The following is a 19,971-nucleotide window of genomic DNA, read 5'->3' on the forward strand; positions in this document are numbered from 1 at the left end:
GGTTCGCTGCGGTGCGGATGTCAGCCGACCAGCGCCACCCGCTGGGTCGCCTCGGTCAGCACCTTGCTGAGTCCGGCCTGGTCCTGGGGACGGCCGGCGACCGTGATCTCGATGTACGCGCGGCGGCCGTTCTCGTAGGTGTCGACGAAGCGGGTGGTGACCCACCGCTGACCGCGGGCGCCGTCGCGGTAGGTGTAGGTGATCTGCGTGTAGGCGACGCGCGGCGCGTCCCAGACGACCTTCGACGCCGTGCTGCCGTTGCCGCGGTACTTCAGTTTGAAGCCGGCGACGCCGTGCAGAGCGTGGACCCGCTGGTCGGCGGCGCGGCTCGTGCTGACCTTGCCGCCGAGGCCGCCGTTCACGCGCAGCATCCACGTGTTCGAGCTGTCGGTGAACTTCGCCTGCTCCCGGCTGAGCTGGGCGAACTTCCAGCCCGTCGGCGCGTACACCGCGACGTTGCAGTGGCTCCCGACGCCCCAGCACTTGTAGCTGAAGTGCAGGCTCGCCGGCTTGAGTGCCGGCCTGGCGTGCGTGGTGACGGCGGCGGTCCGGGCCGGGACGGCGGCATCGCTCGGCGCGATCCCGAGGACCAGCCCCGCGGCGCCGATGATCGCGGCGCCGGCCAGAACGCGAGCGGTGAGGGTCTTCTTCATAATGTTGTCTCCATCGTCAAGGGTGGCCCGTTCGGCCCGTCGAGATCAGAGATGACTCGGTGGCGACGCGACGTTGAGTGCCGGATCTGTGATCAGCGTCTCCGCCGTACCCGGCAACCAAGTGCGCCCGATGCGGCGTCAGAAGACGCCTTCCAGGACGTCTGGCACACTCGGAGGGACGAGTGTGAGGTGAGGCGGATGGCGGAGCGGCGACCGGTGAAACCGGCCGATCTGATCGGTTTTGCCACGGCGGCCGGTCAGGAGGCGCGGGAGGTCGCGGCCCGGCGGCGGATGGTCAACATCCGGCTCACCGACGAGGAGCGGCGCGTCTGCACCGACGAGCTGGCCGAGCAGTTCGCGATCGGGCGACTCGACGAGGACGAGCTGCACCGCCGCGTCGATCTGCTGAACCGGGCCGTCACGCACGGCGATCTGCAGCCCGTGTTCGCCGGCCTGCCTACCCCGGCGCTCTACAGGCCGGTGCCGCGCAAGCCAGGCCGGTGGCGGTGGGCGGCGTTTGCCGGGGCTGTGTGGCTGGCGGTGCCGTTCGTGTTGGCAGGGTTGTTGTTGCTTGTGTTCGGGCGGGAGATTGCGGCGGCGATCTTCGGCGTACCGGCGGTGGTTTGGGTCGCGTACGCGTACCGGTGGGCTTCAAAGCCGCGGCGGGAGTCAGGTTCCTAGAGTCGACTCGCGCGTGATCAGTTGCGTGGGGAGTTCCAGTACGCCGTGGTGCGGCTTGCCGGCGATTGCTTCCAGTAGGAGCGTGGCGGCGCGGCGGCCGAGGTCTTCCAGGCGGAGGTCGACGGTGGTGAGCGGCGGGCGGCTGGCGAGCGCCATGACGGGCCAGTTGTCGTAGCCGGTGACCGCGATGTCCTCGGGGACCGAGCGGCCGAGTTCGCGGAGGCGATCGCAGACACCGCGGGCGATCTGGTCGCTGCCGCAGCTGATCGCGTCCGGGTTCTGACGCAGTACCAGATCCGTGGCTTGGCGGCCCCAGCGTTCGCTCCAATCGCCGTAGAGCGGCTCGCCGCAGAGGGCGGTGCCGGCCGTTGCGGTGACGGCCTGGGCGCGTTCGGCGGCGGAGCGGTGGTGTGCGGGGCCGGTGACATGGGCGATGCGGGTGCGGCCAAGTCGGAGCAGGTGGGTGATCGTGGCGGCGGCGCCTCCCGCGTCGTCGACGATCACTGAGGCATCGGTCGGGTCGGTTGAGGCGGCTAGCGCGTACACAACCGGCAGCGGTACGTCGATGCGCGTCCGCGGCTCGGTCCGGCGGCCGGTGACGACGATGCCGTCGACGCCGCGCGCGACGAGGGAACGTAGGTAGGTCTGCTCGCGCAGCGGGTCGTCGCGGGTGTCGCAGAGGACGGTCGCCAGCTCACCCGCGCTGAGCACGTCCTCGACACCGCGCATGATCGGGATGCTGAAGCGACCCGAGCTGTCGGTGGTCAGCAGTGCCACGGTGTACGTCCGGCCGGACGAGAGCGCCCGACCGCGGGCATCTGGCGTGAACCCGAGCGTCGCGGCGGCCCGACGTACCCGGTCTCTGGTCTCCTGGCTCAGCTGGCCGGTGTTGCTGAGGGCCTTCGACGCGGTCCCGGCGGACACCCCGGCGAGCGCGGCAACGTCCACCATCCGCACGCCTGGCCTCTTCATCCTTGTTTCCTTCCGGTCATTGGGCGAAGCGTATCAGGATTGCCCTGCAGACCTTGCTGACCTGCACTTTGATCTTGACCGGCGCCGCTGCCAGTCCTACGTTGTCAACGACGGAAAACGTGTGCGGTCTTTCCGTCGCAGTGATGTCCGCCCCCGTCACTCGAAAGGCCTCACCATGCCTGAACCCACTCCAGAAGGAATGCCCCGACGTGACTTCCTTGCTGTCTCCCTCGCCACGGCGGCAGTCGTGACTGCCCTCGACCCGGCTCCTGCCGAAGCCGCCCGACCCTCCGGACCGCCGGTCGGCCGCGGCGGGCAGTACGTCCCACAGCGGGCCCCGCTCCGACCGGTCCCGTTCCAGAAGCTCCCGCCCGGTGCGATCGAGCCGCGCGGCTGGTTGGCGCAGCAGCTCGCCCTGCAGGTCGACGGGCTCTGCGGCCGGTACGACGAGATCTCGGACTTCCTGGTGTACGAGACCAACGGCTGGGTCGACCCCGCACAGGGAGCCTGGGAGGAGCTGCCCTACTGGCTCCGTGGCTTCGGCGACCTCGGCTACGTCACGGGCAACAGCGGCGTACTGACCCGGACACAGCGGTGGATGGACGGGATCCTCGCGACACAAGCAGCCGACGGGTGGTTCGGTCCGGAGCGGTTGCGGACCTCCTTGGAGAACGGGCCGGACTTCTGGCCGGGTATGCCGCTGCTCGCCGCGTTCCGGTCCTGGTACGAGTACTCCGGTGACGAGCGGGTCATTCCGTTCATGACGAAGTACCTGCGGTTCCAGAACACGCAGCCGCCGGAGGTGTTCAACCGGTCGTGGGGTGCGTTCCGCTGGGGCGACAACATCGACAGCGCGTACTGGCTCTACAACCGCACCGGAGAGCAGTGGTTGCTCGATCTGGTGACGAAGATGCACAACGGGTCCGCGGACTACGTCAGCGGCATTCCCAACTGGCACAACGTCAACCTGGCGCAGGGTTTCCGGGAGCCGCTGCAGTACTGGCTGCTGTCCGGGGACGCCAAGCACCGAGACGCGACGTACCGGAACTATGCGACGGTCATGGGGTTGTACGGCCAGTTCCCGGGTGGCGGGTTCGCTGGGGACGAGAACTCACGGCCCGGGTTCGGTGACCCGCGACAGGGGTTCGAGACGTGCGGGATCGTCGAGCTGATGCACAGCTGCGAGATGCTCACCCGCTTCACCGGTGACGTCGCGTGGACGGACATGTGTGAGGAGCTGGCGTTCAACTCGCTGCCGGCGTCGTACGACCCGCAGCAGCAGGTTATGCACTACATCACCTGTGCCAACAGCGTGCAGCTCGACGACCGGCCGAAGCACGGGCAGTTCCAGAACCCGTTCCCGATGCAGGCCTACAAGTACGGCGTACATCAGTACCGCTGCTGCCCGCACAACTACGGCATGGGCTGGCCGTACTACGTGCAGGAGCTCTGGCTGGCCACGACGGACAACGGGCTCGCTGCGTCGATGTACGCCGCCAGTAAGGTGACTGCGACGGTCGGAGCTGGTGAGACCGTCAGTGTCGTCCAGGACACGGAGTACCCGTTCTCGGACACCATGACGTTCACGATGCAGACGCGACGACCGGTCCGATTCCCCTTCTACTTAAGGCGTCCGGGCTGGGCGCAGGACGCTACTGTGAAGGTCAACGGGCAGCAGGTGCAGACGTCTGGTGACTGGATGAAGCTGGACCGCACCTGGCATACAGGTGATCGCGTCGAACTCACCCTGCCGATGCGCACCACGACGCGCGTGTGGGACGACAATCAGCACTCGGTGTCCGTCGACCGCGGCCCACTGACTTACTCGCTGCAGATCGACGAACGCTATGAGCGCATCGGCGGCACCGACGAGTGGCCGGAACTCTCCGTCTACCCGGAATCGCCGTGGAACTACGGTCTGGTCGCTGACGCGCCGATCAACCTCGTACGACGCGAGGCGGGCGACAACCCGTTCACGACGGACGGAGTGCCGCTCGCACTGACCACACTGGCCCGGCGGATCCCGCAGTGGGAGACAGACACCGAGGACGTGGTCGGACTGCTTCAGCCGGGGCCGGCGAAGTCGGACGAGCCTGTGGAGACCGTGACCCTCATACCGATGGGTGCGGCCCGCCTGCGGGTCACGTCGTTCCCCCAGGTCGCTGCAGACGGCAAGGAGTGGAGCTACCGCACCAGGATCACCGCGTCCCACGTGAACGACGGTGACTCGCTCGAGGCACCGGACTCCGGACGTACGCCGGAATCCTCCGCAGACACGTCGATTCCGCGCTTCACCTGGTGGGACCGCCGCGGTACGACGGAATGGATCGAGTACGACCTGCGCTCGGTACGCGAGCTGTCTGAGGTCTCGGCGTACTGGTTCGACGACACCGGCTCCGGTCAATGTCGTGTCCCTCAGTCGTGGCAAGTGCTGTGGCTGGACGGTGAGACGTGGCGGCCGGTCCAGAACACCACGCCGTACGACGTAGCGGTGGACCGGCTCAACACGACGACGTTCACACCGGTGCGGACGCAGTACGTCCGGGTGGAGGCCGTACTGCGTCCGACGTACTCCGGAGGCTTGTTGCAGCTCCTGGTTACTTGACCGGTGTCGGGCTGACGTACAAGGAGACCTCGCCCTCTGCGTAGGCGGAGGCATCTTCGACGTACCAGTTGCCGGGCGGGGACTTCACCGGCTCCTGGTTGGAACCGTTGCTGGTCAGGTACTCGATCTCGCGGACACCGCGGGACCTGACCAGCGGCAGCACCTGGTCGATGGTCTTGTTCTTCACCGTCAGCCCGGCCAAGACCTCACCCTTGTCCGTCGCCGACGACGAGGTGTGGAAGTAGCGCTCGCCCTGCTTCGCCACGCGGCCGAACTGGATCTCGGTCTTGCCGTCGTAGTTCTTCGGCAGTTCGACACCCTCCTGGCAGCCCGGGTCCGCGGCGTTCAGCGTTCCGTTGCACTGTTCACCCGGCTCCAGCATCCTGAGCTGGCTCATGTCCTTGTCGTTGCGGCCGGTGAAGCTGATCATCCTGCCGACCCACGGCGGGCTGACCGGGACGCTCAGGACCGTCACGTCCAGGCCCATCTTCTTGAACTCGGCGTTGTACCGCTTCGGGTCCGCGTTCGCGTCGACCACCCGGACAATCAGCTTGTCGCCGCGTTCGGTGAAGGACAGCGCCTGCGGCTGGCTCTGGTCGGGGCGGTTGACCACGGTCGCCGCGACCACACCGCCGATCAGCAACGTGCAGGCAGCGGCCAGGACGAGCCGGCGCGGATGCGAGCGGCGCAGGGGGCGTACTACCGGAGCTGACTCGTCCGTGGTGACCGCGTCGGCCAGCTCATCCCAGGCGTTGTCGGAGACGCGGTCGGTGGACTGGTGCGGGTTGAGGCCGCGGACAGCGGCGTCGATGTCATGCGTCTTCATGGGGAACCCCTTCTTTCAGGGTGGACGCAGTGTTGACAGCGACCACGGTGCGGTTCGCGAGTGGGGCGGTGAGCAGCTTGGCGAACCGCTTCCGGGCGCGGTGCAGCCTGATGCGTACGGCGTTGCGTGAGATGCCGAGGACTGTGGCTATCTGACCTGTGTCCAGTTCCTCCCACGCAACCAGTGACAGCAGCTCCCGGTCCTGCTCCGGCAGTGCGCGGAAGGCACGTGCCGCGGGAGTGTCGTCCAGTAGCGGGTGCACCGGTTCGGCGTCACTGAGCTCGCCACGCAGCTTGGTCGCCAGTGCGTGCCGGCGGCCCTCACCGCGGCGGTGGTTGGCGAGCGCCCGGCGCGCTACGCCGTACAGCCATGGTCTGGTCTGCGGGTCGAGTGGTACGTCGTCCAGCCGGCGCCAGGCGACCAGGAACGTGTCGGCGAGCAGGTCCGCGGCGTCGTGGCCGCTGTCGGTCCGGCGCCGCAGGTACCCGAGCACCGCCTCCCGATGCGTCGCAAAGACCTGCTCGAACCGCTCCCGGCGCGCATCTGGTGGTGGGTCGTGCACAACTCCCTCACTCACCGGCCCACTCCGAGCCTCGATCGGTATCAGCGTCATACCTGGTGGATGTCCACCAGCCGGTCCACCCATTTCACCCCGCCGAGATTGCAGCTTCCTGCAGCTTTCCGTGTGGGTTCGATGACCACGAGTACCTGCGAGAATCGGACCGGGGCCAGTCGAGGGGGACATCTGTGGGGAACGATCCGGGGTTGGAACACGTGCTCCTGGAGCACCTGCGGTTCGCGCCGTTGACCCGGGCGGAGCTGGTCCGCCGTACCGGTATGGGCAACCAACGGGTCCAGGCTGCCCTGGACACGCTGGTCCGCGAGGCGTTCGTCATACGGCGGCCGCAGGACGACGGCCCCGAGGACTACGAACTGACCGAGGCCGGTACCGGCCGACTGGGCGTGTTCCTGGACCTCACCAACTCGCCACTCAAGACCATGGGAAAGCTCTTCGCCGCGACCGTCGTCCAAACGATCCGGCCCGGACAACCCCAGCCGGCGGACTCGAGGGGGGCACGGCGTGCGGGTTGGGGGCTGATCGGGTGGATGCTGCTGCCGGTACTGATCGTGGGCTTGATCATCGGTGGATCCATCGTGTCCGGGGACGCGGATCTCTCCACTGCGGTCCTGTTCGTCGTCGTTACCGTCGGTGCCTTGGCCTGGAAGTTCGGCGGAAGTGGCAGGAGAGGTCAACCAGCAGCTGCGGTACGGCGACGTCCACAGCCCCGCCCGGAGCCCGCGGCGAAGTTCGCGGCTGCGCCGGCACGGATGGACCGCGAGTTGGTCGTGAGTCTGGCGAAGATCCTCGGTGCCGGGGTGGTCTTCGCAGTCGCCATCATCCTGACGAACCCCAGCCTGGTGTTGCTGTTGGTGCTGCTCGTGGTGACGGCGGGCAACATGTTCTCCGCGTACCGAGCCTGGGCCAGGAAGCGCCGTTCCGAGTGAACTAGCCTGTGGGTTGTGGAGGCTGTGTTGCGGTTGGCGGTGGCGGCGGACGGGCCCGCGGTGGCTGAGCTGAGTCGGGCCGCGGTGGAGACCCAGTTCCCGGCGTACTACGACGCGGAACAGACGGCCAGCGCAGCCAAGCACATCACCACGCTGGACACCGCATTGATTGACGACGGCACCTACTACGTCCTGGAGGCGGGTGGTGAGGTCGTCGCCTGTGGTGGGTGGAGCCGGCGGAACAAGCTGTTCAATGCGAGTACGGCGGGAGCGGACGAGCGGCTCCTGGACCCTGCGACCGAGCCGGCTCGGGTCCGGGCGATGTTCGTCCGGGCGGACTGGACGCGGCGTGGACTCGGCCGGGCGATCCTGACCGCTTGCACCGAGGCGGCCCGCGCGGAGGGGTTCACCCGGCTCGCACTGATGTCGACGCTGCCCGGCGTACCGCTCTACAAGGCCTTCGGCTTCACCGAGGTGGAGCCCGCTCAGCTACCGATGCCCGACGGCATCACCCTGGCCGGTGTCGCGATGGAACGACCGATTGAGGAGACCGCATGACTGCAGGCACCACTGTCACCGCCCCCGACGGCAGCGAGGTCGTGCTTGGTGAGATCGGGACCCGCGTGCTGCTGAAGAACTCCCGCGTCCGCGTCTGGGAGGTGTCGCTGCAGCCAGGTGAAGCCCAGGGTTGGCACCTGCACCACAACCCGTACGTCGTCCTGTGCCTCTCGACCTCGCCCTGCCACATGGACTGGCTGGACGGCAGCCCTGCGCGCCAGCTGAGCGAGACCGTCGGCGGCTCGGTCTACCGCCCGGTGTCGCCGGTGCACATGCTCACCAACGACGGCGACGCGCTGTACCTCAACCGCCTCATCGAGGTGCTCGACCTGGGCGAAGAGGCCTCCGGCGACCCGTACTTCGGCGTGGCCGGTATCCCCGCCGAGTCCGGCTTCGAAGAGGCGGGTGAGATCCCCACCAAGGTAGTCGTCGACGAGGACGACGTACGCGTCCAGCACGTCACCCCCGAGGCAGGCGAGTCGTACACCTGGCGCACCGGCGCCTACCCGGCCCTGGTCGTCGACCTGGACCTGGGCAGCCCGGACGTCACCTACCTCGAGCCCGGCGAGAGCTACACGCTCCCGGCCAAGCCAGAGCGCACCTCCGGCTTCAACCTGGTAGAACTGCGCTACTACAGCAGCCCGCGTACCTGAGCCGCATCCCGAGCTGCCAGCACAGCGGCAGTGTCGACCCGTCCGAGGTCGGCCTGCCGTAGGCGGGCCTTTACCAACGGCACCTGCGGTCCGACGGCGCTGAGCTCGCTCACACCGAGGGCAGCAAGCAGTACGGCGGCCTGCGGGTCGCTGGCCAGGTCACCGCAGACTGCGACGCGTACGCCGGCGTTGCGGACGACATGGTCGATCAGCTGGAGCACGGCCGGATCGAGCCCGTCGGCGAGCGGTGCGACCGCGGCGTTGGTCCGATCGGCGGCGGTCGTGTACTGCGTCAGGTCGTTGGTGCCGATGCTGACGAAGTCGAGCTCCGTGGCGAGACTGCCGACGCGCAGTGCCGCCGCGGGCACCTCGACCATGATGCCGACCTCGAGACCGTCCCGCGGCCCGAGCTCCTGCAACGCCCACGCGACCTCGTCCGCGGTCGTCACCATCGGGAACATCACGTGCACCGGCGTCTCGGCCGCCGTACGCCGGATCGCTTCGAGCTGATCGCGGAGCAGTTCGGGGCGGCGGCGAAAGACCCGGAGGCCCCGTTCACCGAGGAACGGGTTCGCCTCGCGGTCCTGCGGGAGGAACGGGAGCGGCTTGTCGCCGCCGATGTCCCAGGTCCGGATCGTGATCGGCTTGCCGCCGAGGGCCCGTGCGATCGCGCGGAAGGCGTCGACCTGTTCGTCGACGGTCGGCGCCGTACGGCGATCACCGAAGAGCACCTCGGTCCGCACCAGCCCGGAGCCGTCCGCACCGCGCGCGTCGACGGCATCCTGGACGACGCCCACGTTCACGAGTACGTCGATCGTCCGGCCGTCGCGGGTGGTGGCCGGTTGGTCGGCGTCTGCGATCGCCCGCGCCCGCTCGCCCTCGCGTTCGGTGATCGTCGCGCGGACCCGCTCCTCGTCCGGCGCGACCTCGAACGAGCCAGTACGAGCGTCGAAAGAGACGACCGCGCCCGGCGGCACGTCGACGTCCCCGATTCCGGTGATCAACGGGATCCCTCGCGACCGTGCAACGATCACCCCGTGTCCGGTCGTCCCTGCTGCTCGGACGGCGATCCCCACGATCCGCGTCGCGTCGAGGGTGGCAGCGGTCGCCGCATCCAGCTCGGGTACGACGAGGATGCCGTCCGTCGGCGCTTCCTCGGTCACTCCGACGAGCAATCGCAGTACCCGATCCCGCACCGAGCGGACGTCCTGCGCGCGCTCACGCTGATACGCGTCGTCAAGCCCTTCGAAGGCGGCCGCCAGCTCGTCGTACACCTGCCGCCACGCGGCCGGGGCCGATGCGCCGGCGGCGATCGAAGTTCGTACGTCGTCGAGCACCTTACCGTCACGCAGCAAGGCGAGATGCGCCGCGAAGATGTCGCCGTGGTTGTCCCGCAGTTCGTCGAGCTGCTCGCCCGCGGTCGCGAGAGCCGCGTTCAACCGGCCAAGCTCGTTGTCCCCGGCAACATAAGCGCCGAGGTCGATCTGGGCCCCCGCGAGGACCGCCGGTCCGATCGCCACGTCCAACCCTGACCCACCAGGAGTTGATCCAACCGCCCGCGACCCCACCGTCGCGGGCTCCGGGGGGTCGTCGCCGAAGTTCTGTTTCGCCAGTTCCTCGACTGCCGCCAGCGCCTCGGCTGCCTGCGGGCCGCTCGCACCCACCCGCAATCGGTGCCCCTGCTGGGCGTTCAGCGTCGCGACCATGCTCAAGCTACCCGCGTCGACAGGCCCCTTGCCGTTGTCCAGATCGGTGAGTGTCACGACCGCATCGAAGCCGTTGACCAGCCCCACCAACCGCGCCGCCGGCCGGGCATGCAAACCGTGCTCGTTGCCGACAACCAGCTCGACAGTGCGATCGGCCTCAACAACCGGAGCAGCGTCGGCGGCGGCGACGCCGAGATGGTCCTGCTTACCGACGAGCCCGCGCTCAGCCTCCGCGGCAACCGCATCCAAGGACGCATCGGTCGACGCGGTGACAACCGCCGCTACCAGGCCCTCGACCAGCGGCGCACTCGTCAGCCGCACCCGCGCGGCGAGCTCCGGGTCAACGAACTCCAGCGCCATCTCGGCGCTCAGCACCGCGCTACCCAGATCGAGCAGCACCAGTACACCGTCCGGACTGTCCGCCGTACCAAGGGCTTCCGAGACCGCCATCGCGTCGGTCCCGAACGTCGTCGCGTCCAGTCCCGCGGCGATCGCGATCACCGGACGCTTGTCCTCGGCAACCATCTCCGCGGCGAGCCCGACCGCCGCCTCGGCCAGCGCGCGGCTGTGCGACACCACCACGATGCCGATCATGGCAGCGTTCGGGCCGCGGACTCCAAGATCAGCGTCGTGCTGGTCGCGCCGGGATCCTGATGGCCGGCGCTGCGTTCACCCAGATAGCTCGCGCGGCCCTTCCGCGCGACCAGCGGGATCGTCGCGTCCCGGCCCTTCGCGGCGGCCTCGGCGGCAGCGGTCAACGCCGTACCGAGGTCCGATCCGCCCGCCACCGCGGCGTCGTACGCGTCCAGCGCCGGCGCCCAGGCGTCGTACATGGTCTTGTCGCCGAGCTCCGCCTTGCCGCGGGCAAGCACGCCTTCGACCCCGGCGTGCAGCCCCTTCCCGATCGTCTCGGGCGTGAGATCGACCCCGGCGAGCGCGGTCCCGAACCGCAGGAAGAACGTCCCGTACAGCGGCCCGCTCGCCCCGCCGACCTTGCTGACCAGCGTCATCCCGGCCTTCTTCAGCAGTTCGTCGGCGCTGCCGAACGACGTCTCGTCCAGCAATCCGACCACCGCCTGGAACCCGCGATCCATGTTCGCACCGTGATCGGCATCCCCGATCGCCGAGTCCAGCTCGGTCAGGTACGCCGCGTTGTCGTGCAGCGAACCGGCGACATCACGCAACCAGCTGACGAAAGAATCGACTCCCATGCTCACGCGCCCCAGCGTAGGCCGGGGGTGTTCACCGGGGCGTCCCAGAGACGTACCAGTTCGTCGTCCGCCTTCAGGAGGGTGACCGAGCAGCCGGCCATCTCCAGCGAGGTGATGTAGTTGCCGACCAGCGAGCGGGCGACCGTGATGCCCGCGCGGTCGAGGAGTTGGGCGACCTCGTTGTACATCAGGTAGAGCTCGAGCAGCGGCGTACCGCCCATGCCGTTGACGAAGGCGATCACCGAATCGCCTTGCTGGTAAGGAAGATCCGAGACCACCGGGTCGACGAGCATCGCGGCGATGTCGCGCGCCGGAGCCAGCGGCAGCCGCTGCCGGCCGGGCTCGCCGTGGATGCCGATACCGACCTCCATCTCGTTCTCGGCCAGCTCGAAGGTCGGCTTGCCCGCGGCCGGGACGGTGCACGACGTCAGCGCCATACCCATGCTGCGGCCGTTGTCGTTGACCTTCTTCGCGAGGTCCGCGACCTCCTGCAGCGGGCGGCCCTCCTCGGCGGCCGCGCCGACGATCTTCTCCAGCAGTACGGTCACGCCGACGCCGCGGCGACCGGCCGTGTAGAGGCTGTCCTGCACGGCGACGTCGTCGTTCGTCACGACCGACAGCACCTCGGTGCCGGCGTCGGCAGCGGCCAGTTCGGCGGCCATCTCGAAGTTCATCACGTCGCCGGTGTAGTTCTTCACGATGTGCAGTACGCCGGCGCCCGCGTCGACCGCCTTGGTCGCGGCCATCATCTGGTCCGGCACCGGGGAGGTGAACACCTCACCCGCGCAGGCCGCGTCCAGCATCCCGAGCCCGACGAACCCGCCGTGCATCGGCTCGTGCCCCGACCCGCCACCGGAGATCAGCCCGACCTTGCCGGGTCTCGGCGCGTCCTTGCGATAGACGATCCGGTTCTCCAGGTCCACCCGGAGCCGGTCCGGATGCGCCGCCGCCATCCCCTGCAGCGCTTCACTCACAACATCGGCCGGGTCGTTGATGAGCTTCTTCATCCCCCCATCTGAGCACACCCGGGCCGCCTGCGGGAGGGGCCCGAAATCAGTCCTTCGGGCGGAGGAGGGGGCGGACGACCTCGCGGGCGTCGTGGATCCGGGACTTGACGGTGCCGAGCGGGGCGCCGACCTCGGCGGCGATCTCCTCGTACGACAGGCCGTAGACGTCCCGCAGGACCAGCGGGGTGACCATCTGCGGGCGGTCCCGCTCCAGGGTCTCCAGGGCCTCCAGGAGGTCCAGGCGGGTGCCGGCGATCACGCTCGTGGTGCGCGGGTCCGGCTTCTCCATCTGCTCGGGGTTGTGCGCGGCCTGCGCGGTGCGCTTCAGCTTGCGGTACGTCGAGCGCGCGGAGTTCGCCGCGACGGAGTGGACCCAGGTCGAGAAGCTGCTGCGGCCGGAGAACGAGTTGATCTTGGTGGCGATGTTGAGCAGTGCCTCCTGGGCCGCATCCTCCGCGTCGGCGGAGTACGGCAGGACGCTGCGGCAGATCCGCAGGACGCGCGGATACACCTGCCGCAGCAGGTCGTCCATCGCGTTCTTGTCGCCGGCCTGCGCCTGCTCCGCGAGGGTGGCGAGGTCGTCGGCCGGACTGGTGCTGTCGCTCATCTGCGCCTTTGCTCTCGATCGGCCCCCGTAAGGGACACTCCAATGACCCATAATGCCCTGTATGGGGGTCCCAACCAGACTCGGTCGATACGTCGTGCGCCGACGCCTGGGCTCGGGCGGTTTCGCCACGGTGTGGCTGGCTCACGACGAGCAGCTCGACGCCGAGGTGGCGATCAAGGTGCTCGCCGACAACTGGGGGCACGACGACTCGGTCCGGCAGCGGTTCCTCGAGGAGGGCCGGTTCCTGCGCCGCGTCGAGTCAGAGCACGTCGTCCAGGTGCACGACGTCGGCGAGCTCGAGGACGGCCGGCCGTTCCTGGTGCTGACGTACGCCGACCGCGGCACGCTCGCCGACCGCCTGAAGAAGGCACCGCTGGAGCTGGCCGAGGCCGTCGACGTGGTCGTCCAGGTCGGCCGCGGCCTGCAGGCGCTGCACCGGCGCGGCCTGCTGCACCGCGACGTGAAACCGGCGAACGTCCTGTTCCGCAGCACCGACGACGGCGAGCGGGCGGTGCTGTCCGACCTCGGGCTGGGCAAGTCTCTCGACGAGATCTCCCGCATCACGATGCCCGGCGGCACCCCGTCGTACGTCGCTCCTGAGCAGGCGCTCGGTGAGCGGCTGGATCAGCGCGCCGACCAGTACTCGCTGGGCGCGGTCGCGTACGCCGCCCTGACCGGGCGGTCCCCGCACCAGGTCGACGGCCTGGGCGCCGCGAGCCGGGTGAAGGTGGCGGCGCCGCCGAGCTCGCTCGGGTTCGAGCTGCCGGAGCAGGTCGACGCGGCGATCGTCCGGGCGCTGGATCCGGACCGGGAGAAGCGCTGGCCGGACGTGCAGTCGTTCACGCGGCAACTCGTGGGCGCGCTCGACGAGACCACGCGTGACTTCCCGCTGTCGACCCGCGAGACGGTGACCGTTGCGTCCGAGGACCTGGACGCGAAGACGGCGCTCAGCGACGAGAACCAGCCGACGATCGTGAAACCCGCCGAGCCGTCGGAGAGCGTGACGGCGGACTCAGAGACCGTCGCAGTCGAGAGTGCTGCGGTGGAGCCCGCTACCGCTGAGGCTGAGACCGCCTCGGTTGAGACGGCGGCGCCCAGGAAGCGGCGCCGCGGGCGATGGGTGGTGGCTGCTCTGCTGGCGCTGCTGGTCGGCGGCGGTGTCGGGTACGGCGGCCACTGGTACCTCTCGAGCCGCAAAATGATTCAGGTCTCGGAGGGCCAATTCTCCGTCACCCTGCCAGAGGCCTGGGCGCAGTCGATGGCCCAGTCGGTCTGGACCGCGCCTGGCAGCACCGGGAGTGCCCCGGCGTTCCGAGTCAGCCGCGACCCGGACTGGTCGGGGAAGACTCCGGGTGTGTTCGTCGGTGTGTCGAAGTCGAAGCTGGCGGTCCCGGACGGCAAGCAGTGCAGCAACGAAGGCACTCTGCAGCCGCACATGGTCCGTGAACTCTCAGTAACCGACCGGGTGTCCGCTGACTGCTTCGGTGCCGATATCGTGTTGCTCCAACGGGTCGTCGATCACGGGGACGGCGGCTCGCTACTCGTACAGGTGGTCGTACCCGGATCGGATGTCCTCCGAGCCACGGAGATCGCCGATTCGGTGCAGTACTTCGACTGAGGAAGTCCCCATGCATCTATCGACCGAACGGTTCCGACCGTCGCCGGCGCTGCTCCAGTCCGCCCGCCGCAGGTTCTACCGCCTCCGCTTCACCATCTTCCGCACCATCTGGCCGGCCGACTGACCCACCGGCCGGCTGGGTACGTCGTACTGCGTGATCGAGTCCTTCCGCGAGTTCGACGTACCGGTGTCCGGCGCTGTCATCCACGGCAGCCGCGGTGGTGACGGACCGCCGCTCCTGCTCCTGCACGGCTTCCCGGAATCGCACGTCATGTGGCACCGGATCGCGCCGGTGCTGGCCCGGGAGTTCAGTGTGGTCGCGACCGACCTCAGCGGATTCGGTGACAGCACTTCCTCCGGCGACCAGTCGATGCGAGAACTCGCGAGGCTCCAGGTCGAGGCAATGCAACAGCTGGGGTACGACGACTTCGCCGTGGTCGGCCACGACCGTGGCGCCCGCTGTGCCTACCGGATGGCGCTCGATCATCCCGATGTGGTGACGAAGCTCGCCGTACTGGACGTCGTACCGACGGGCGACGCCTTCGACCGCGCCGACAGGGACTTTGCCCTCGGCTACTGGGTCTGGACGTTCATGGCCGCCCCGATCGCCGAGACCTTGATCGGCCGGGCGCCCGACTCGTTCGTGAACCACCTCCTCGATACCTGGTCCGGTGGCGACGCGTTCCCGCCGGAGATCCGGGCCGAGTACATCCGTCACTTCCGCGACCCGGAGGTCGTCCACACGATGTGCGAGGAGTACCGCGCGGCCGCCACGATCGACTGCGAACACGACGCGGCCGACCGGGGTGTGCGCCGTATCACGTGTCCGACGCTGGTCCTCTGGGAGCAGGACGGCTCGGTCGGACGCTGGTACGGCGACCCGATCGACATCTGGCGCAACTGGGCCGACGACGTCACCGGCGGCCCGGTCGCCTCCGGCCATTTCCTGCCCGAGGAGGCCCCGGACGAGACCCTCGCCTGGCTCCTACCGTTCCTCAAAGTCGGCAGCTAGGCCGTAGTGGTCGCTGGGAATCTCGCCAGGCTGGTCGAACGTACGGCGGCAGCTCTGGATCGGTAGCGTCGGGCGGCCGTCGGCGCCGCAGCGGACAAGGATGTGGTCGAGTCCGCGGTACGGCCAATCGCCGTCGACGAACAGCGGGTTCTCCGGCACGAAGGTCTCCAAGGGCTCGTGCGGGTGTGTCGCCTGCCAGGCGCTGCGGTAGCAGACGCTCAGGTTGTCGACGACGTGACGCCCGGTCCAGAAACGCAGACTGTCCGCAGCGTCGTCAGCATCCAGGTCTCCGGCGACGACGACGTGCCCGGGGGAGTCTGAAACCAGCTGCTCGAGCTTGCGCGCGACAAGGACCGTCTGCGCGCACCGTTCGCGCTCGTGATCGACCTGGTAGTCCGGGAAGTGGTTCGCCACCCAGACCCGTCCGAACGGCGCGAGCACCTCGGTGAGCAGCGCCGTACACGCGAAGTCTCCGGTCCGGTCGGTGACGTTCAGGTCGAGCTCGAGTACGTCGCCGATCGGCCAGCGGCTCGCAGTGCTGATTCCGGATCCGTCGTACTCACGCTCCGACGAGTGCACCACGTGGTACTCCGGCCCCAGCATCTCCATGACCTGATCGACGTCGGCGTTGAACACCGTCTCCTGCAACGTGAGTACATCGGCATTCAGCTGTTGGAAGCCCTTCCGGAACAGGGCGAGTCGGGCCGGCCAGTCGCCGCGGACGCCCCAGACGTTCAGCGTTGCCAGTCGCATGTCTACTCCACTGTGAGCCAGGTGATTCCCAGGCCCAGTACCCACAGTGCGCCGCCCAACCAGGCCAACGTGTGGAGGCCGGTGGTGAACGGCATGGAGTGGCTGAGGATGGTGCTGTAGAGGCCCACGCCGACCGCGCCGACGCCTTGCCGTGCCGTGTTGTTGACTCCGCTGGCCAGACCGGCGCGGTCCGGAGGAAGCGCGGCGACGGCGGCGTTGACCACGGCTGCGGTGAGGAAACCCATGCCGATGCCGAGGCAGAGCTCGACCGGGACAACTGCGGCGTACCGGCTGGTGGGCTGTACGGCCAGCAGACAGAAGGACCCGATGGCGCCCAGCGCCAGTCCGAACGACATCGGAAGTCGCGGGCCGTACCGGGCCGTGACCCGTCCGGAGACCGGCCCCAGGACCGCCAACGGCAGCAGAACCGGAATCAGTTCCAGCCCGGCGCGCAGCGCGCTGTGGTGGAGGTGTTCCTGCAAGTAGAGCGTCAGCGCGAGCAGCGTGCCCAGACCGACCAGATTCATCAAGCCTGCGACCACATTGGCGCCGATGAAGTCCGCGCCGATGTGTAGCCTGCGCGTGGTCTCGCGCTGGGCGACCTGGCGCCGCGGCACAATGCGCCAGGCAACCGGTAGCGCGACCGCGATGATCGGCAGGTTGATCAGGAACACGGAACGCCAGCCGAGATCGCTGACCAGCACCCCGCCGAGCGTGGGACCCGCAACGAGGGCAAGCGCACCGGCACCGGCCCAAATCCCGACAGCACGTGCTCTGGCGGCTTTGTCGGCGTACTGATCGGTGATGACGGCCAACGTGCCTGGCAGCAGGAGGGCCGCGCCGACACCTTGGATCGCCCGGGCCGCGACCAGGAGCTCGATGCCGGGGGCTGTGCCGCACACCAGCGACGCACCACCGAACACTGCCAGCCCCGCGAGCACGATCCGCCGGTGACCGATCCGGTCGCCCAGCGCTCCGCAGACGAGCAGGAGCGCGGCAAGCACGATCATGTACCCGCTCACGACCCACTGCTGGCCGGCCGCACTGGTATCAAGGCCGGTCCGGATGGCCGGCAGCGCGACATTCACCACGGTCACGTCCAGCTGGACCAGGAAGATTCCGATACACAGCAACGCGAGAAGCATGCTTTCCACGTTCCCACCGCAACACTTCGGGTCACCTCGAAATGTGACGGTGTGAGTATGGGAAGCATGGACGGAGATGCCGACGTGGCCCAGGTCGCCGGTCTGATGGCCGAGCCCGCCCGGGCGAAGGTCCTGATGGCGCTGGCGGACGGCCGCGCTCTTCCCGCCTCGCTGCTGGCCACGGAAGCCGGAGTGTCGCCGCAGACAGTCAGCGCGCACCTGCGCAAGCTGCTGGAGGGCGGCCTGGTCACGGTCGAGCAGTCCGGTCGGCACAGGTACTACGGACTCTCTGGGCCTGAGGTGGCCGCCGCTGTGGAAGCGTTGGCGCGCATAGCCAAGCCACAGCCGATCAGGTCACTGAGGCAGAGCACTCGGGCCGCAGCGCTCCGCGAGGCTCGCACCTGCTACGACCACTTGGCCGGTCGTCTCGGCGTGGCCCTCCTGGAAGGCCTGGTACGCCGTGATGCCCTGACGCGCACCGACGGCGGCAGGGGCACAGAGCGCCGTCCGAGCGACCCCCTGGCCCAGCAGCTCCCGGACGGCCCGTATGCGCTCGGACCCAACGCCACAGAGGTCCTTACTGAGCTAGGAGTCGACATCGCCAGTCAGCCGTCCCGACGTCCGCTCCTGAGGTTCTGCGTCGACTGGAGTGAACAACGCCACCACCTGTCCGGGCAGCTCGGTGCCGCGATCACCGAGGCGCTACTGAACCGCAACTGGCTCCACCGCCGCCCCCGCCAACGCGCCGTACACCTGTCCGAAGCAGGCCGCCACGGTCTCGCCCAACTGCTCTAACCCGACAGCGGAGTGTCCCGGCGTTCGACGCTGTCGGTGGCGTGGTCGAGGACGTCCAGCAGAGCGTCCTTGTCCTGGGGGAGCCCAGTGGAGCTCATCTCGACAGCGCAGTTGCCACTGTCATCCGCGACCCAACGCACGATGACATAACGCAAAACGCCTTCGGGGGAGAGTTCCTCGTCCGGCACGTAGGTGTAGGCGAGCGTCGCGTAGTTCGCTTCCACGGTCCGTGACAGGACCTTCACCATCTGGCTCGCCGAGATGCCGGCGAGCTGCTTGAGCCGGGCTTCCAGCGAGTCGGCGGGCGGCCGCGTGATCGTGAAGCCGGCTTCGATCCTGATCCAGCGCTTCTTCGTCCGGTCGGTGAACCGGCCGCTCTTCGGCGGATCCTGCTTGGTGTACGCCCAGTCCGACGGCACGCGGACCGAGATCCGCGACTTGAACATGTCGGTCACCGTGAACGTCCGGGCCTCGTAGTCCAGGTCGTCGACCTCGAGGGCGGGCGACTTGTCGTACGTGACCTTGCGTGGCGGTCCGGTCGGTGTTGGCGTCGGGGTGGGCGTCGTACCTGGCGTGGAGCCCACGGCGAGCGGTGCCGCCGTGCCGGCCAGGCTTGGTTCCTTGGTGAGGAACAGGCCGACGCCGTAGCCTCCCGCTCCGCCCACCCCCGCAAGCGTCAGCAGACCGGCGCCGAGCATCGCCCGCCTACTCACCGTCCCCGCCATGCCCCACCTCCCCAGGTCTACTAACAGAAGACACCTCAGCCCCCGCAGAGGTTGCACCGGATAAGTAACGATTCTGTGAAAAGGGTCAGCCGACCTCGCTGACCGAGGCGGTTGCGCGCTGTAGGACCTCGTCGAGGGCTTGCGCGTCCTGGGGGAGGCCGGTGATGCTCATCTCCACGTTGGTGAGCTCGCCGTTGATCGCGACCCAGCGGACGATCACGTAGCGCAGGGTCTCGCCCGGGATGAAGGTGTAGATCAGCGTGGCGACCGCCCGGGATTCGCCGTCGTCGCCGGTGATCACGTCGGTGGTGTGGCTGGCGATGCGTACGTCGTTCTCCGGCGGCTGGCTCTTCTTGAGGTCCACGATGAGCTGGGCCATCTCGGCGGCAGGACTCTGTGCGGCCGGCGCGACTGCTTCGACGCGGACGCCGCGTTCTCTGAGTTTGTCGAGGTACTTGACCTCGCCGGGGCGCTTCGGGTCCCTGGGCGCGAGCTTCCAGCCCTGTGGTGTCTCGATCGAGAGCTGGACCGGCTCCGCGTCCTTCGGGGTCACGGTGAAGGTGTGGTTGGTGTAGTCCAGCCCGGTCTCGAGAGGCTCCACGGTGCTCGGGACGGGGGTCTTCACCGGGAGCGGGGGCTCGGTCGGTGTCGGCGTGGGGGATGGGGAGATGTCGCCGAGTGGGCCGGCGGTGCCGGAGGCAGTGGGTTCCGGACCGTCGAAGTAGTCGCCCGCGTAGTAGCCACTGCCGGCGCCGAGAGCCAGGGCCAGCAGCAGGAGGCCGGCCAGGAGGACTCGTCTCACGCGCACGTGGGCCATCTTCTCAGGCGAGGTGGGCCGGGCCCCAAAACACCGGTGGAGGCCTTTTCACACCGGTCCGACTGAATCCTTTCAACGAGGTCTTGACACTCTCCCGGGCCGTACGTACCGTCCCCGTGAC

Annotated in this window: 20 protein-coding genes and 1 pseudogene; 8 read left to right on the top strand and 13 right to left on the bottom strand. The window is 68.6% G+C overall.

Going from position 1 to position 19,971, the window contains the following annotated elements:
* Window positions 1-20 precede the first annotated feature (20 nt).
* Window positions 21-653: a hypothetical protein gene (locus EV647_RS39045; protein ID WP_134012235.1), complete on the bottom strand. Its 633-nt coding sequence runs from the start codon at window positions 651-653 to the stop codon at window positions 21-23.
* A 198-nt stretch (window positions 654-851) separates the two neighbouring features.
* On the opposite strand from EV647_RS39045, the gene EV647_RS39050 reads away from it, so the two are divergent.
* A complete protein-coding gene (locus EV647_RS39050) occupies window positions 852-1,334 on the top strand; it encodes a DUF1707 domain-containing protein (RefSeq protein WP_134012237.1) in 483 nt (160 codons plus the stop codon).
* Here EV647_RS39050 and EV647_RS39055 read toward each other — a convergent pair.
* On the bottom strand, window positions 1,323-2,306 hold the full coding sequence (locus EV647_RS39055; RefSeq protein WP_134012239.1) for a LacI family DNA-binding transcriptional regulator: 984 nt from the start codon (window positions 2,304-2,306) through the stop codon (window positions 1,323-1,325). The two genes, EV647_RS39050 and EV647_RS39055, sit on opposite strands and share 12 nt — an antisense overlap.
* A gap of 199 nt (window positions 2,307-2,505) precedes the next feature.
* Here EV647_RS39055 and EV647_RS39060 point away from each other — a divergent pair, with 199 nt between their 5' ends.
* On the top strand, window positions 2,506-4,911 hold the full coding sequence (locus tag EV647_RS39060; RefSeq protein WP_134012241.1) for a beta-L-arabinofuranosidase domain-containing protein: 2,406 nt from the start codon (window positions 2,506-2,508) through the stop codon (window positions 4,909-4,911).
* Here EV647_RS39060 and EV647_RS39065 read toward each other — a convergent pair.
* Together EV647_RS39065 and EV647_RS39070 are read right to left on the bottom strand one after the other, a co-directional pair.
* Window positions 4,904-5,737 (bottom strand): hypothetical protein, encoded by an 834-nt coding sequence (locus EV647_RS39065; protein WP_134012243.1) that lies wholly within the window; start codon window positions 5,735-5,737, stop codon window positions 4,904-4,906. The genes EV647_RS39060 and EV647_RS39065 overlap by 8 nt on opposite strands.
* A complete protein-coding gene (locus EV647_RS39070) occupies window positions 5,724-6,314 on the bottom strand; it encodes an RNA polymerase sigma factor (protein ID WP_238177612.1) in 591 nt (196 codons plus the stop codon). The genes EV647_RS39065 and EV647_RS39070 overlap by 14 nt, the downstream gene beginning before the upstream one ends.
* Window positions 6,315-6,502: 188 nt before the next feature.
* Between EV647_RS39070 and EV647_RS39075 the strand changes: the two genes are divergently transcribed.
* Genes EV647_RS39075 through EV647_RS39085 form a run of 3 tightly spaced genes read left to right on the top strand, consistent with a single transcriptional unit; the run spans window position 6,503 to window position 8,454 of the window.
* Window positions 6,503-7,243, top strand: coding sequence for a helix-turn-helix domain-containing protein (locus EV647_RS39075; RefSeq protein ID WP_134012245.1), 741 nt, complete (start codon window positions 6,503-6,505; stop codon window positions 7,241-7,243).
* Window positions 7,244-7,258: 15 nt separating this feature from the next.
* A complete protein-coding gene (locus tag EV647_RS39080) occupies window positions 7,259-7,801 on the top strand; it encodes a GNAT family N-acetyltransferase (RefSeq protein WP_238175688.1) in 543 nt (180 codons plus the stop codon).
* Window positions 7,798-8,454 (top strand): hypothetical protein, encoded by a 657-nt coding sequence (locus EV647_RS39085; protein WP_134012248.1) that lies wholly within the window; start codon window positions 7,798-7,800, stop codon window positions 8,452-8,454. Before EV647_RS39080 ends, EV647_RS39085 begins: the two co-directional genes overlap by 4 nt.
* Here the strand turns inward: EV647_RS39085 and EV647_RS39090 are convergent.
* The 5 genes and pseudogenes from EV647_RS39090 to EV647_RS39105 form a co-directional block, all read right to left on the bottom strand.
* Window positions 8,433-10,298, bottom strand: a complete 1,866-nt coding sequence (locus EV647_RS39090; protein WP_370344832.1) for an HPr family phosphocarrier protein — start codon at window positions 10,296-10,298, stop codon at window positions 8,433-8,435. The genes EV647_RS39085 and EV647_RS39090 overlap by 22 nt on opposite strands.
* Window positions 10,299-10,352: 54 nt before the next feature.
* Window positions 10,353-10,754, bottom strand: a pseudogene (gene dhaM / locus EV647_RS43775) (dihydroxyacetone kinase phosphoryl donor subunit DhaM); the annotation flags it as partial.
* Window positions 10,751-11,371 carry a dihydroxyacetone kinase subunit DhaL gene (gene dhaL, locus EV647_RS39095; RefSeq protein ID WP_134012550.1) on the bottom strand — a complete coding sequence of 207 codons (621 nt, stop codon included), beginning with the start codon at window positions 11,369-11,371 and terminating at the stop codon, window positions 10,751-10,753. The gene dhaL and the pseudogene dhaM, both read right to left, overlap by 4 nt.
* A 2-nt stretch (window positions 11,372-11,373) precedes the next feature.
* Window positions 11,374-12,378 carry a dihydroxyacetone kinase subunit DhaK gene (dhaK, locus tag EV647_RS39100; RefSeq protein ID WP_134012252.1) on the bottom strand — a complete coding sequence of 335 codons (1,005 nt, stop codon included), beginning with the start codon at window positions 12,376-12,378 and terminating at the stop codon, window positions 11,374-11,376.
* 46 nt (window positions 12,379-12,424) lie between these two features.
* A complete protein-coding gene (locus EV647_RS39105; RefSeq protein WP_133785948.1) occupies window positions 12,425-12,985 on the bottom strand; it encodes an RNA polymerase sigma factor in 561 nt (186 codons plus the stop codon).
* Window positions 12,986-13,079: 94 nt separating this feature from the next.
* Between EV647_RS39105 and EV647_RS39110 the strand changes: the two genes are divergently transcribed.
* Both EV647_RS39110 and EV647_RS39115 read left to right on the top strand, forming a co-directional pair.
* Window positions 13,080-14,603, top strand: a complete 1,524-nt coding sequence (locus EV647_RS39110; protein ID WP_238177613.1) for a serine/threonine-protein kinase — start codon at window positions 13,080-13,082, stop codon at window positions 14,601-14,603.
* Between the two features lie 154 nt (window positions 14,604-14,757).
* A complete protein-coding gene (locus EV647_RS39115; protein ID WP_134012256.1) occupies window positions 14,758-15,615 on the top strand; it encodes an alpha/beta fold hydrolase in 858 nt (285 codons plus the stop codon).
* On the opposite strand, the gene EV647_RS39120 is transcribed toward EV647_RS39115, so the two are convergent.
* The gene (locus tag EV647_RS39120) at window positions 15,589-16,368 is read right to left on the bottom strand and encodes an endonuclease/exonuclease/phosphatase family protein (RefSeq protein ID WP_134012258.1); all 780 of its coding nucleotides are present in this window, start codon (window positions 16,366-16,368) and stop codon (window positions 15,589-15,591) included. The two genes, EV647_RS39115 and EV647_RS39120, sit on opposite strands and share 27 nt — an antisense overlap.
* Before the next feature lie 2 nt (window positions 16,369-16,370).
* The gene (locus tag EV647_RS39125; protein ID WP_134012260.1) at window positions 16,371-17,513 is read right to left on the bottom strand and encodes an MFS transporter; all 1,143 of its coding nucleotides are present in this window, start codon (window positions 17,511-17,513) and stop codon (window positions 16,371-16,373) included.
* 66 nt (window positions 17,514-17,579) lie between these two features.
* Between EV647_RS39125 and EV647_RS39130 the strand changes: the two genes are divergently transcribed.
* On the top strand, window positions 17,580-18,308 hold the full coding sequence (locus EV647_RS39130) for a helix-turn-helix transcriptional regulator (protein WP_134012262.1): 729 nt from the start codon (window positions 17,580-17,582) through the stop codon (window positions 18,306-18,308).
* Here the strand turns inward: EV647_RS39130 and EV647_RS39135 are convergent.
* Both EV647_RS39135 and EV647_RS39140 read right to left on the bottom strand, forming a co-directional pair.
* A complete protein-coding gene (locus EV647_RS39135; protein ID WP_134012264.1) occupies window positions 18,305-19,033 on the bottom strand; it encodes a hypothetical protein in 729 nt (242 codons plus the stop codon). The two genes, EV647_RS39130 and EV647_RS39135, sit on opposite strands and share 4 nt — an antisense overlap.
* Window positions 19,034-19,118: 85 nt before the next feature.
* Window positions 19,119-19,841 carry a hypothetical protein gene (locus tag EV647_RS39140; RefSeq protein ID WP_134012266.1) on the bottom strand — a complete coding sequence of 241 codons (723 nt, stop codon included), beginning with the start codon at window positions 19,839-19,841 and terminating at the stop codon, window positions 19,119-19,121.
* Window positions 19,842-19,971 lie beyond the last annotated feature (130 nt).

The organism is Kribbella sp. VKM Ac-2566, from assembly GCF_004366005.1.
Lineage (GTDB): Bacteria > Actinomycetota > Actinomycetes > Propionibacteriales > Kribbellaceae > Kribbella > Kribbella pratensis.